Source organism: Aureimonas sp. AU4, from assembly GCF_001463765.1.
In the GTDB taxonomy this organism is placed as follows: Bacteria; Pseudomonadota; Alphaproteobacteria; order Rhizobiales; family Rhizobiaceae; genus Aureimonas.
On record NZ_BBWK01000017.1, the window covers coordinates 1 to 12,110 of the forward strand.

The following is a 12,110-nucleotide window of genomic DNA, read 5'->3' on the forward strand; positions in this document are numbered from 1 at the left end:
GATATGATCCGTCACGTCAGTCCCTCCCCGCTTGCCGGCCGGATCGATCCGCCGCTGGATCGGACTGGTTCGGCGGGACGAAGGCGTCCCGCGCGCGGCTGTTCAAGAGGCGACATGATTAGTCCGCGGCCCGGCGGGCGTCCAGCCGCGCCACTTCATCATGCGGCAAGAGAGTTGAGGAACTGTGGCGCGGCGGCCACTCCCGCTGTTGCCAGCCGGCCTCGCCCTCCCCTATTGAAGAGAGCCGCGCCAGAGCCCATGTCGGACCGCGACCCACAAGCCGAGTGCCATCCCATGACCCAGCGTCATTCCAGCGTCCTCGTGATCGGCTCCGGCCCCGCCGGCTACACGGCCGCGATCTACGCCGCCCGCGCCATGATGAAGCCGCTGCTCGTCGCCGGGCTGCAGGAGGGTGGCCAGCTCACGATCACCTCCGACGTCGAGAACTATCCGGGCTACCGCGATCCGGTGGCCGGACCGTTCCTGATGGAGGAGATGAAGAACCAAGCGCTCAACGTCGGCGCCGAGATGGCCTCCGATCTCATCGTCGAGGCCGACCTCTCGGTGCGCCCCTTCCGCTTCCGGGGCGACTCCGGCACCACCTACACGGCGGACGCCGTGATCATCGCGACCGGCGCGCAGGCCCGCTGGCTCGGCCTCGACAGCGAGGCCGCCTTCCAGGGCTTCGGCGTCTCGGCCTGCGCGACCTGCGACGGCTTCTTCTATCGCGGCAAGGACGTGGTGGTGGTGGGCGGCGGCAACACCGCCGTCGAGGAGGCGCTGTACCTGTCGCATATCGCGAAGAGCGTCACCGTGGTCCATCGGCGCGACCAGTTCCGCGCCGAGCGCATCATGCAGAACCGCCTGTTCGCCAAGGACAACGTGCGCGTCGTCTGGAACGCGGAAGTGGCCGAGGTTCTCGGCGAGACGGTGCCGCACAAGTCCGTGACAGGCGTTCGCCTGCGCGACCGCGAGACAGGCGAGCTCAGCGACCTCGCCGCCCACGGCGTCTTCGTCGCGATCGGCCATGCGCCCGCCACGCAGGTCTTCGGCGACCAGCTGCGCAAGAAGGATGGCGACTACCTCTGGGTCGAGCCGGGCACGACGCGCACGTCCGTCGAGGGCGTGTTCGCGGCCGGCGACGTCGCCGACGACGTCTACCGCCAGGCGGTGACGGCGGCGGGGCTCGGCTGCATGGCGGCGCTGGAGGCCGAGCGCTGGCTCGCCTCGCAGATCGTGGTGCACGGGGACGGCGTTCGCGAGGCCGCCGAGTAGCATTCGTCTCGAAGGGGGAGGACGGGGCGGACGATGGCGCTCGACTGGGACAAGCTGCGCATCTTTCACGCCGCCGCCGAGGCCGGCTCCTTCACCCATGCCGCCAACACGCTGAACCTGTCGCAGTCGGCCATCTCGCGACAGGTCGCGGCGCTGGAGCAGGAGATCGGCGCGCCGCTCTTCCACCGCCATGCGCGCGGCCTCGTCCTGTCGGAGCCGGGCGAGCTTCTCTACCAGACCGCCAGCGACGTCCTGCGCCAGCTGGAAACGGTGCGCATGCAGCTCACCGAGACGCGCGAGAAGCCGACCGGCAAGCTGCGCGTCACCACCACGGTGGGCCTGGGCTCCGGCTGGCTGACGCAGCGCGCCCAGGAGTTCCTGGAGCTCTATCCCGAGCTCGAGCTCCAGCTCGTCTTCGACAACGAGGAGATCGACCTCACCATGCGAAAGGCGGACTGCGCGATCCGCCTGCGCCAGCCGCAGCAGCCCGACCTCATCCAGCGCCGCCTCTTCACGGTGCATCTGCACGTCTACGCGGCGCCGAGCTACCTCGCGCGCTTCGGCACCCCCCAGACCACCGACGACCTCGAGCGTCACCGCATCATCACCTTCGGCGAGCCCGCGCCCAACTACCTCCGGAACCTCAACGCGCTGGAGACGGCGGGCCTGCCCGACGGGCAGAGCCGCCAGCCGATCCTCCAGATCAACAACCTGATGGCGATGAAGTCGGCGATCGAGCGCGGTATCGGGCTGGCCCTCCTGCCGGACTACATGATCGACAAGGACACCTCGCTGGTGCAGGTCCTGCCGGAACTGAACCTCGCCTCGTTCGACACCTACCTCTGCTATCCTGAGCAGCTGCGCGACGCGGCCAAGCTCAAGGTCTTCCGCGACTTCCTGATCGGCAAGGCGCGGACCTGGTCCTACTGAAGACCCGAGGGCCTCGCGCGAACGCACGCTGCGCGGGCGGGTTCCATGCAGTCCGCACATGCGCGCCCCGCATCGGGCGCACTGGTCGCCAGGATCGCCGCGCCTAGCTGGAACCGGAGTCGGAAGGGTCAGCCATTCTCCTCCCGGGCGCCCGCCCCCGATTGTTTCCTCCCAAGGGGTCCTCGCGGACCCTCACTTTCCGGCCGGGTCTCGCGAGGGCACCCGGCTTTTTTCTGGCGGCCCGGGCGTGGCTGCCTGCTCCCGCGCTGCGCCGAAACGTCGTCGCGACGGCGTCGCGACGGAAAACTTCGCTTCGTAAGTCTTCCTGATATACTTTGAAAATACTGTAAAAACTTCTCGCGCATCTCTTCCTCAAGGGAACCCGGAGGCGCGAACGGGCGCTATAGGCACACCTCACGGAGCCGTGAGGCGCAGACCCAACAAGCGATTCCGACACCGCGTCGGCGCGCCTCCCCTCGGCCGCGGCCCGCGTTCGTCGGCTTGCCGGAAAGGAACGTTCCCCATGCTGCGCTGGCTGCAGTTCGGCGACCTTCATGCCTGCGAGGGCGACGACTGGGAGAGCCTCGGGCGCTTCCGTCAACTCGTCGACGAGGCCAACCGAGATTTCTCGGATCGGATCGACTTCGCCGTGCTGCCGGGCGACAACGCCAACCATGCGACACCCGAGCAGTTCCGGCGCGTGGCCGAGACCGGACGGCAGCTTCAGGCGCCGCTCCACGTCCTGCCGGGCGACCACGACTTCGAGGCGGGGCATCTCGACGACTTCCGCGCGCTGCTCGCGCCCGAGTCCCTGCCGCGGGCGCAGATGCACGGCGACACGCGCGTCGTCTTCCTCGACATCGTCAGCGCCGGCTCGGGCGGGCCGGACTTCCGCCTCGGGCGCGAGCAGACCGCCTGGCTGCGGCGCACGCTGGCCGACACGGCCGCCGCGCGGCGCACGGTGGTCTTCATGCACGCCTTTCCGGGCGACCTGCGCGAGGGCGGCGACGAGGTGGCCGCGCTCTTTGCGTCGGGCGGCGTCGCCTATGTCGGCACCGGCCACACCCACTACAACGATCTCCTGAACGACGGCCACGTCGTCTACGGCGCGACGCGCTCCACCGGCGAGATCGAGGAGGGCGCGCCCGGCTTCTCCGTTTCGGCGCTCGACGGCGACGTCCTGTCCTGGCGCTTCCGCGAGATGGGCCATCACGGCCCCTTCGTGCTCGTGACGTCGCCTTGCGACACGCGGCTCGTCACCGATCCTCAGTCGCGCAGCCAGGTTCCGGACGGCGCGATCGAGGTTCGGGCCGAGGTGTTCGCGGCGGGCGAGGCCCCCAGCGTCACCGCGCGTCTGGGCGACGGGCGCGGGATCGAGCTGTCGCGCGGCGACGAGGGAACATGGCACGGCCGCCTCGACGGCGTGCCCGACGGGCTGCACCGGCTCACCGTCACCGCCCGCAGCGCGGCCGGCGAGACCGACAGCGACACGGTGGACGTGCTTCTGCGGGGCGCGCGAGAGCGGCCCAAGCGCGGTGCGGCGATCGCGCTCGGGCGTGACGTCCATTCGGTGCGCAACTGGCCCGGGAAGGGCATTCCGGGCGGCCGGCTCGGGCCCAACGCCAACGGGCGCAAGTGGTAGCAATGACGCCGGGGCACGCGGTGGCCCCGGCGCGAGGCGTCTCGTTTCAGCCCTCCAGCGCTCCGCAGAAGCGCTGGATGCGCGTGCAGGCTTCCTCCAGGAGCTGGTCGGACGTGGCGTAGCTCAGGCGGAAGTTCGGGCCGAGACCAAAGGCCGATCCATGCACCACGGCGACGCCCTCCGCCTCGAGGAGCGCCGTCACGAAGTCCTCGTCGGTCGCGATCGTCGTCCCGTTCGGCGCGCGCTTGCCGATCGTGCCCTTGACCGAGGGGTAGACGTAGAAGGCGCCTTCCGGCGAGGGACACTCGATGCCGCGCGCTTGGTTCAGCATGGAGACCACGAGGTCGCGACGGCGCTCGAAGATCTCGCGGTTGCGCGGGATGAAGTCCTGGGTGCCGTTCAGCGCCTCCACCGCCGCCCACTGCGCGATCGAGCAGGCGCCCGAGGTCTGCTGGCCCTGGATCATGTCCATCGCCTTGATGAGCTTGAGCGGCCCGCCGGCATAGCCGATGCGCCAGCCCGTCATGGCGTAGGCCTTGGAGACGCCGTTGATCGTGATCGTGCGATCATAGAGCGCCGGCTCGACCTCGGCCGGGGTGGCGAAGCGGAAGTCGCCATAGACGAGATGCTCGTACATGTCGTCGGTCATCACCCACACATGCTCGTGGCGAACGAGCACGTCGGTCAGCTGCTTCAGCTCGGCATGGCTATAGGCTGCGCCCGACGGGTTCGAGGGCGAGTTGAACAGGAACCACTTGGTGCGCGGCGTGATCGCGCGCTCCAGCGCCTCCGCCGTCAGCTTGAAGCCGTCCTCCTGGCGCGTCTCGACGATGACGGGCGTGCCGCCGCACAGAGCCACCATCTCGGGATAGCTCACCCAGTAGGGCGCGGGGATGATCACCTCGTCGCCGGGGTTGAGCGTCGCCATGAAGGCGTTGAACAGGACGTGCTTGCCGCCCGTCGAGACGATGGTCTGCTCGGGCTTGTAGTCGAGCCCGTTCTCGCGCTTGAACTTCGCCGAGATCGCCTGGCGCAGCTCGGGAATGCCGGAGATCGGGGTGTACTTGGTCTCGCCACGCGCGATGGCCTCCACGGCCGCCTGCTTGATGTTGTCGGGCGTGTCGAAGTCCGGCTCGCCCGCGCCCAGCCCGATCACGTCCATGCCCTTGGCCTTGAGCTCGCGCGCCTTCTGGGACACGGCGATGGTGGCGGAGGGCTTCACGCGGTCCAGCGATGCGGCGAGAAAGCTCATGGGGGCGGCTCCGGATGTCGGGGCGAAAGACGAGGGCGGACGATCCTCGGGCCGGCACGGTCCGCGCAGGAGCCGGCCGCCGAAAATCGGCGGACCCTAGTCCCGGCCTGTGTGCGATGCAAGAAGCCGGGCGCCCGTGGCGCGATGCATCAGAATCGCTGATGGGCGCGCGCACGAAACGGAATTGGCGCGCCCCGCCGCGATGGGGCAAAGGCTCAGGTCCGACGCCACGACGAGGAACGCCTCATGCGCTACGTGATCCACGGCATGATCGACAGCGGCAACTGCTGGAAGCCGCGCCTCCTGTGCCACCTTCTCGGCCTTCCCTTCGAGCACCGCGAGGTGTCGACCCGCGACGGCTCGACCCGCACGCCGGAGTTTCTCGCGCGCAACCCCGCTGGCCAGTGTCCCCTCCTGGAACTGCCCGACGGCCGCGTCCTGCCCGAGTCCGACGCCATCCTCGTGTATCTGGCGGATGGCACGCCTTTCCTGCCCGAGGAGCGCTTCGCGCGGGCCCGCACGCTGGCCTGGATGTTCTTCGAGCAGAACGCGCACGAGGTCTCGGTCGCGGTGCGCCGGGCGCTCACCGTCTATCCCGAGCGCGCTCCCCAGGCGACGCCGGAGCGCATGGCGCTTCTGCTGCGCAACGGCGAGGCGGCGCTCGCCACGATGGAGCGGCACCTGTCCGGCGCCCCGTTCTTCGGCGGCGAGCGGCCGAGCGTCGCCGACGTCGCGCTCTATCCCTACACGGCGACCGCGCGCGAAGGCGGCTTCGACCTTGCCCCCCTGCCCGCCGTGCGCGAGTGGCTGGCGCGGATCGCCGACCTGCCGGGCTACCGGCCGCGCGAGGCGGTCTAGACACGAAAAAGCCCGCCCCGACGATGCGGAGCGGGCCCTTGATGCGTGCCGGCGCGATCAGTCGTCGAGGCCGAGGGCCTTGAGGTCGGTGGCGGGCGCCGAGGTCAGCGTCTCGCGGGTCAGGCTCGGCGCATTGACGCGCAGGTCGTCGCCGTCCATCGCCAGCTGCATCGACTTCCAGTTCACGAGGACGTCCTTCTCGCCGATGCCGAGGAAGCCGCCGACCTCGACGACCACGGCCTGGATCGAGCCGTCCGCGTTGACGATGAAGTCCTCGATCTCGCCGATCTTCTCGTTGTTGGCGCCGTAGACGTCCTTGTCGTCCAGCTCGCCCGTGCGGAAGTAGGTCGGCATCGCGCCGGCCGTCGGCGGCGTCAGGGTCACGAAGTCGCCGCCGGTTGCGGTCGCGGCGGGCGCCATGCCCGTGGTCGCGGGCGCCGCGGTCGTCGTGGCGGGCGCGGTCGTCGTCGCGGGCGTGGTCTGGGCGAGGGCGGCGCCGGTGGCGGCGAGCGAGGCGAGGGCGACGAGGGCGAGACGCTTCATGATACGATCCTTGAACACTGAGTTGGTCGAGGCCGGCCGCCGGAGCGGCCCGCCTTCCCGTCCCAAAGGCTGCGACAATCTGTTCGGTTCCCTCTTCCGGAGCGCAAACCCGCAGCCGGGCCGCGCTTGCGGTCGCCACCCCGGCTGCGGCAAGCTGCCGAACCCTTCCGCTTCGCGACCCTGCAAGGACACGCCGCTTGACCCCGGACGATACCGAAGACCAGCCCAGCGGCGACCTGACGATCCGCGTCCAGGCCATGCCCGCCGACATGAACGCGGCGGGCGACGTCTTCGGCGGATGGGTCATGGCGCAGATGGACCTGGCGGCGGGCATCCGGGGCGCCGAGCGCGCGGGCGGGCGCGTCGTCACGGCGGCGGTGGAGACGCTGGCCTTCCGGCGCCCGGTGCATGTGGGCGACACGCTCTGCGTCTACACGCGGGTGGAGCATGTCGGCCGCACCTCGATCCGCATCCGCGCCGAGGCCTGGGCGCGGCGCTACCTGCGGCCCGTGCGCGAGAAGGTCACCGAGGGCGTCTTCGTGATGGTGCATCTCGACGCCGCCGGTCGCCCGGCCGCCGTCGGAGCGGCTCCGCCCCCGATCGCGCCCTGAGAACCGGCGGGCTCGGCGTCACCCGGCTTCGCCTCGAGCAAGCGCGGGGGCCTCGAAGCGATCGTCCGACGCCACGACGTGTAGGCGGTCGCGACCGTTCTCCTTGGCGCGGTAGAGGCCGAGATCGGCACGTCGCAGGACCTGGGCCTGCGTGTCCTTGCGCGAAACGTCGGTCACGCCTCCCGAGACCGTGATCCTGCGCGCCGCAGGCCCCCGCAGGACGTCGAGGCCCCCGATCGCGGCCTGGAGCCGCCGCAGCGTCGACATCACGTCGTCGAACGGCTGCTGGGCGAAGAGGATCAGGAACTCCTCCCCGCCGACGCGCCCGAAGCCGTCCGTCAGCCGGAGGGTCCTTCGGACGGTCTGGGCGACCGCGACCAGGACGTCGTCGCCCGTCTGGTGTCCGCAGGCGTCGTTGATCGCCTTGAAGTGGTCGATGTCCAGGAGGCAGGCCCATCCCGCCTGCCCCTCGTCCAGCGCGGCCTGAAGCTGGCCGAGGACATGACGCCGGTTGGAGACGCCGGTCAGCTCGTCGGTGAACGACTGGCGCGACAGCTTGTCGTTCAGGAGCCGCAGATGGCGTTCGGACACGTTCAGCTGGGTCACGTCCGTGCCGACATAGAGGATCCAGCCGTCGTCGCGCCGGGTCTCGTTCACCCAGATGAAGCGGCCGCCGTGGAGATCGCTCTCGTAGGTGCGCTGGCGCGACTTGCCCCGGCGGGACCGGACCGAGGATATCCAGCTCTCGATATCGTCGGTCTCGATGACGGTGCCCCGGCGGGCCGCGAAGTTGCGGCGCATGAGCGTCTGCCAGTCGATCCGCTCGTCCGGCGCCAGGAAGTAGGCGGCGCGAAAGGCCTCGTTGGCGTAGCGCAGGATTTCGTCCCGGTCATAGAGGCCGACCAGCGCGACCGAATGGCGGAGCATGTCCAGAAGATCGGGGACGAGATCCTCCCGCGCCGCGTCGTCACGCTCGACCTCCTTCATCTGCAAGTCCCCGCGCGCCTCGAAGCCAGACATGTTGCGTGGAAAATCATGAACAAAGGCCCTTGAGCACGGCGCAGGTCTTGGCCCCGCATCGCCTTCCGTTCGGTCAGCGGCATAGGAGATCAGTCGATGCCGGGCTCGCGAGCGCCCCTCGCGCGCGCGTCGGGAGGGCGGGCTTCCTTCGTGCGGGCGCGCGGCGCCTCAGGCGGCGCGCGCCAGTCCGGGCCTCGCCGCGGCGGGTTTGGCCGTGGCGGCCGAACTCAGCATCTGGCCGGACTGGTCGAGCCGCTGCAGCACCTCGTTGATCTGCTCGGCGCCGACCGACTGCTCGCGGCAGGCCGCCGAGATTTCCGACACAAGCTCGGTGGTGCGCTTGATATGGGGCACCAGCGCCGCCAGGCTGTCGCCGGCCGCCTCGGAGGTGCGCAGCGTCTCGGCCGTCAGCGTCTCGATCTCGCTCGCCGCCCGCGCCGCCCGCTCGGCGAGCTTGCGCACCTCGCTCGCCACCACCGCGAAGCCCTTGCCGTGGGCCCCCGCCCGGGCCGCCTCGATCGCCGCGTTCAGCGCCAGGAGATCGGTCTGGCGCGCGATCTCCTGCACCACCGAGACGCGCTCGGCGATGGTGCGCATCGCGCCGACCGACGCGGCGACCGCCTCGCCCCCCAGCGCCGCGCTGGTCGAGGCTTCCAGGGCCAGCTTCTCGGTGCGACCCGCGTTGTCGGCGTTCTGGCGGATGTTGGCGGTCATCTCCTCCATCGTCGAGGAGGCGTCGCCGAGCGAGCGGGCCTGCTCGTCGGCCAGACGCTGACGCTCGGCGTCGAGCGTGGCCTTTTCCGCCTCCAGCGCCTCGAAATAGGTCGAGATGCCGAGATCCATGTCGAGAACCGCGAGCTTCACGAGCGTGCCGACGATCTGCGCCGCCTCGCGCGTGCGTCGACGCCCCCCGAGCCCCCGGCCCGCGAGGGCGGGAACCAGCTCGGCGATCATGGTCTCCAGGATCAAGGCGTAGCCGCCCAGATGCCAGCGCGGCTCGAGGCCGATGCGCGCATGGACGCGGCCGATGCGTTGGGCGTTCTCGGCATAGCCCGCGTCGATCGCGCCCGCCGCGATGCGGCTCCAGTGATCGCCCTGCGCGGCGCGCGCGGCGTCGAGCCGCTTGTCGTCGGGAAAGAAGCGGCGGACCTCGGGCGTCGCCTCGACCTGCGCGTAGAACGTGCCGAGCGCCCGTTCCACCGCGCGGCCCACGAGTTCGCGATGGGGCGCGAGCGCCGCCAGGGACTCGGGCCCGATGCCGAGGAAGTCGAGACGCTCTTGAAAGGACCTGTCCATCGCCGTCGCCGCCGTTCCTGCGCGCATGATTGCCGTGCCAAGGATGAAGGCGCACCGTGAAGCAGCCGCTAAGGGTCTCTTCGGGACGATTACTTAGACGCCCTTCCCCACCCGACGCGTCGGATCGCGGCGGCGGTCCATTGTGGACAAGCACGGTCAGGAAGGGGCAAATGCGCCGTGGCTCCCCCGCGTGCGCCGCCTCCCCGCGCCGCCCGCCCTCCAGCGAAATGCCTGCCGATGCTTGCCCGCTTCTTCTCGTACTACGCGCCGTGGCGCGGCCTCTTCCTCGTCGACTTCACCTGCGCGGTCGTGGCCGGTCTTCTGGAGCTCGGCTTTCCGATCGCGGTGAAGCTCTTCATTGACGACCTCCTGCCGGGCGGCGACTGGGGCCTGATCGTCCTCGCCTCGCTCGGCCTGCTCCTGATCTACGCGCTCAACACCGGCCTCATGGCGGTGGTCACCTATTGGGGCCACATGCTCGGCATCAACATCGAGACGGAGATGCGCCGGCGCGCCTTCGACCATCTCCAGAAGCTGAGCTTCGGCTATTTCGACGAGCGCAAGACCGGCCATCTCGTCGGCCGGCTCACCAAGGACCTGGAGGAGATCGGCGAGGTCGCCCATCACGGGCCGGAGGACCTGTTCATCGCCGTGATGACTTTCGTCGGCGCCTTCCTGCTGATGGTCTCGGTGCATGTCGAGCTGGCGCTGATCACGGCCGTCGTGGTGCCGCTCGGCACCTGGCTGACGGCGCGCTACGGCAACCGCATGACGCGGACCTGGCACGCGATCTACGGATCGGTCGCCGACTTCAACACGCGGATCGAGGAGAATGTCGGCGGCATCCGCGTGGTGAAGAGCTTCGCCAACGAGGATCACGAGCGCGCGCTGTTCGACGTCAACAACCAGGGCTACCGCGCGCGCAAGCTCGACGCCTACCGCATCATGGCCATGAGCCAGTCGCTGAACTACCTGTCGATGCGCCTGACGCAGGTCATCGTGATGCTGGCCGGCACCTGGTTCGTGATCGGGAACGATCTCAGCTACGGCGGCTTCGTTGGCTTCCTGCTCCTCGTCAACGTCTTCTTCCGGCCGGTCGAGAAGATCGCGGCCGTGCTCGAGACCTATCCGAAGGGCATCGCGGGCTTCCGCCGCTACACCGAGTTCCTGGACACCGAGCCCGACATCGTAGACGCGCCGGGCGCCGTCGCGGTGGAGAGGCTGACCGGCGCCCTCTCGTTTCGCGACGTGCGCTTCGGCTACCGGTCCGGGCGTCCCGTTCTCCAGGGCATCGACCTCGAGGTGCGCCCCGGCGAGACGGTCGCCTTCGTGGGTCCGTCGGGCGCCGGCAAGACCACGATCTGCTCGCTGGTTCCCCGCTTCTACGACGTCACCGGCGGCGCGATCCTGATCGACGGGATCGACATCCGGCAGATGCGGCTCCGAGACCTGCGCCGACGCATCGGGGTCGTGCAGCAGGACGTCTTCCTGTTCGGCGGCACGATCCGCGAGAACATCGCCTATGGCCGCCTCGACGCCACGGAGGGCGAGATCGTCTCGGCGCTGCGCCGCGCGCGGCTGGAGGAGACGGTGGCGGTTCTGCCGGAAGGGCTCGACACGGTGGTGGGCGAGCGCGGCGTGAAGCTCTCGGGCGGGCAGAAGCAGCGCCTGTCGATCGCGCGCATGTTCCTCAAGGATCCCGACATCCTGATCCTCGACGAGGCGACCTCGGCGCTCGACACCGAGACCGAGCGGCTGATCCAGGCGTCTCTGACGGAACTCTCCGAGGGGCGCACCAGCCTGGTGATCGCCCATCGCCTGTCCACGATCCGCCATGCCGACCGCATCGCGGTGATCGAGGCGGGACGCATCGCCGAGACCGGCAGCCATGCCGAACTCCTGCGCGCCGGCGGCCCCTATCGTCGCCTGATCGAGGCGCAGGAGATCGCCGTGGGCGCCAACGACGCGGGCTTGGCCGGACGGCGCTCGCCGGCCGCCTGATCACGAAAGGGAAAGGCCGGCGCCCCTGCGAGCGCCGGCCTTTTCTTGCTCTACGCCCTTAGTTGGCGGGCGGCGGGGTCGGTGCCGCATCGCCGGCCGGCGGCGGCGGCGGCGGGGTGGCGCCGTTCTCGGGCGGGGTCACGAGCGAGCGCGGCGGTGGGGGAACCTCGGTGCCGGCCTCGCCGCGCATCGCCGAGATGATCGGCTGCGCGGCCTCGATGCAGTCCGCGATCTGCTCGTCGCCGCAGCGCACGTCGAGCGAGCGGCCCGCGCCGAGGTCGATCGAGAAGCCGGCCATCGGCGGCGGCGGGGGCGGGCCGCGGCGCGGGCCGTCGCCTCGCGGACCCATGCCGTGCGGGCCCATGCCGTGCGGGCCCATGCCGGCCATGTCGCGCGGGCCGCCCGGGCGCGGGCCCGGCTCGTCGGCGCGCGCCCAGCGGTCGCCCCAGCGCATGTCGCGCGGCGAGGGATCGGGGCGGTCGTCGCGGCGGTCCGCGCGGTCCTCGTAGCGGTCGCGATCCCGGTCGCGGTCCTTGTCGCGGTCGGCATCGCGATCCCGGTCGGGACGCTCGATGCGGTAGTCATCCTCGTTGTCGCGCTCCTGCGCGTGGGCGAGCGGCACGGCCGACGCCGCCAGCAGAGCGGCCAGGGTGAGTTGCTTCAACATTCGGGCTTGTCCTGT

10 protein-coding genes and 1 pseudogene are annotated in these 12,110 nt (G+C 70.2%); 6 read left to right on the forward strand and 5 right to left on the reverse strand.

What is annotated here, in order from left to right; all coding sequences use genetic code 11:
• The first annotated feature begins 294 nt into the window (after window positions 1-294).
• The 3 genes from trxB to AUL35_RS06230 all read left to right on the forward strand — a co-directional run bounded on the left by trxB (window position 295) and on the right by AUL35_RS06230 (window position 3,847).
• Window positions 295-1,275 carry a thioredoxin-disulfide reductase gene (gene trxB / locus AUL35_RS06220; RefSeq protein ID WP_062013127.1) on the forward strand — a complete coding sequence of 327 codons (981 nt, stop codon included), beginning with the start codon at window positions 295-297 and terminating at the stop codon, window positions 1,273-1,275.
• Window positions 1,276-1,308: 33 nt separating this feature from the next.
• A complete protein-coding gene (locus tag AUL35_RS06225) occupies window positions 1,309-2,205 on the forward strand; it encodes a LysR family transcriptional regulator (RefSeq protein WP_062013128.1) in 897 nt (298 codons plus the stop codon).
• Between the two features lie 523 nt (window positions 2,206-2,728).
• Window positions 2,729-3,847: a metallophosphoesterase gene (locus tag AUL35_RS06230; protein ID WP_062013130.1), complete on the forward strand. Its 1,119-nt coding sequence runs from the start codon at window positions 2,729-2,731 to the stop codon at window positions 3,845-3,847.
• A gap of 46 nt (window positions 3,848-3,893) precedes the next feature.
• On the opposite strand, the gene AUL35_RS06235 is transcribed toward AUL35_RS06230, so the two are convergent.
• Entirely contained in the window at window positions 3,894-5,099 is a 1,206-nt protein-coding gene (locus tag AUL35_RS06235; protein WP_062013132.1) for a pyridoxal phosphate-dependent aminotransferase, read from the reverse strand.
• A gap of 246 nt (window positions 5,100-5,345) precedes the next feature.
• Here AUL35_RS06235 and AUL35_RS06240 point away from each other — a divergent pair, with 246 nt between their 5' ends.
• Window positions 5,346-5,957 (forward strand): glutathione S-transferase family protein, encoded by a 612-nt coding sequence (locus AUL35_RS06240; RefSeq protein WP_062013134.1) that lies wholly within the window; start codon window positions 5,346-5,348, stop codon window positions 5,955-5,957.
• Window positions 5,958-6,014: 57 nt separating this feature from the next.
• Here the strand turns inward: AUL35_RS06240 and AUL35_RS06245 are convergent, their stop codons facing one another.
• Window positions 6,015-6,500, reverse strand: a complete 486-nt coding sequence (locus AUL35_RS06245) for a PRC-barrel domain-containing protein (RefSeq protein ID WP_062013136.1) — start codon at window positions 6,498-6,500, stop codon at window positions 6,015-6,017.
• Between the two features lie 257 nt (window positions 6,501-6,757).
• Here AUL35_RS06245 and AUL35_RS06250 point away from each other — a divergent pair, with 257 nt between their 5' ends.
• Window positions 6,758-7,111, forward strand: a complete 354-nt coding sequence (locus AUL35_RS06250; RefSeq protein WP_062013339.1) for an acyl-CoA thioesterase — start codon at window positions 6,758-6,760, stop codon at window positions 7,109-7,111.
• 18 nt (window positions 7,112-7,129) lie between these two features.
• Here AUL35_RS06250 and AUL35_RS06255 read toward each other — a convergent pair whose 3' ends face one another.
• Window positions 7,130-8,098 (reverse strand): GGDEF domain-containing protein, encoded by a 969-nt coding sequence (locus tag AUL35_RS06255; protein ID WP_192847055.1) that lies wholly within the window; start codon window positions 8,096-8,098, stop codon window positions 7,130-7,132.
• 228 nt (window positions 8,099-8,326) lie between these two features.
• A pseudogene (locus AUL35_RS23170) lies at window positions 8,327-9,454 on the reverse strand (protoglobin domain-containing protein); the annotation flags it as partial.
• Between the two features lie 210 nt (window positions 9,455-9,664).
• On the opposite strand from AUL35_RS23170, the gene AUL35_RS06265 reads away from it, so the two are divergent.
• Window positions 9,665-11,428 carry an ABC transporter ATP-binding protein gene (locus AUL35_RS06265; RefSeq protein ID WP_062013142.1) on the forward strand — a complete coding sequence of 588 codons (1,764 nt, stop codon included), beginning with the start codon at window positions 9,665-9,667 and terminating at the stop codon, window positions 11,426-11,428.
• A gap of 58 nt (window positions 11,429-11,486) precedes the next feature.
• Here AUL35_RS06265 and AUL35_RS06270 read toward each other — a convergent pair whose 3' ends face one another.
• Window positions 11,487-12,095, reverse strand: coding sequence for a hypothetical protein (locus tag AUL35_RS06270; protein ID WP_062013144.1), 609 nt, complete (start codon window positions 12,093-12,095; stop codon window positions 11,487-11,489).
• Between the last annotated feature and the right edge of the window lie 15 nt (window positions 12,096-12,110).

Excerpts from the sequence above, each read along its gene's own strand:
- AUL35_RS06240 (WP_062013134.1), top strand. The coding sequence starts at position 5,346 with ATGCGCTACGTGATCCACGGCATGATCGACAGCGGCAACTGCTGGAAG.
- AUL35_RS06270 (WP_062013144.1), bottom strand. The coding sequence starts at position 12,095 with ATGTTGAAGCAACTCACCCTGGCCGCTCTGCTGGCGGCGTCGGCCGTG.
- AUL35_RS06225 (WP_062013128.1), top strand. The coding sequence starts at position 1,309 with ATGGCGCTCGACTGGGACAAGCTGCGCATCTTTCACGCCGCCGCCGAG.
- AUL35_RS06250 (WP_062013339.1), top strand. The coding sequence starts at position 6,758 with ATGCCCGCCGACATGAACGCGGCGGGCGACGTCTTCGGCGGATGGGTC.
- AUL35_RS06235 (WP_062013132.1), bottom strand. The coding sequence starts at position 5,099 with ATGAGCTTTCTCGCCGCATCGCTGGACCGCGTGAAGCCCTCCGCCACC.
- AUL35_RS06265 (WP_062013142.1), top strand. The coding sequence starts at position 9,665 with ATGCTTGCCCGCTTCTTCTCGTACTACGCGCCGTGGCGCGGCCTCTTC.
- AUL35_RS06255 (WP_192847055.1), bottom strand. The coding sequence starts at position 8,098 with ATGAAGGAGGTCGAGCGTGACGACGCGGCGCGGGAGGATCTCGTCCCC.
- AUL35_RS06245 (WP_062013136.1), bottom strand. The coding sequence starts at position 6,500 with ATGAAGCGTCTCGCCCTCGTCGCCCTCGCCTCGCTCGCCGCCACCGGC.
- AUL35_RS06230 (WP_062013130.1), top strand. The coding sequence starts at position 2,729 with ATGCTGCGCTGGCTGCAGTTCGGCGACCTTCATGCCTGCGAGGGCGAC.
- trxB (WP_062013127.1), top strand. The coding sequence starts at position 295 with ATGACCCAGCGTCATTCCAGCGTCCTCGTGATCGGCTCCGGCCCCGCC.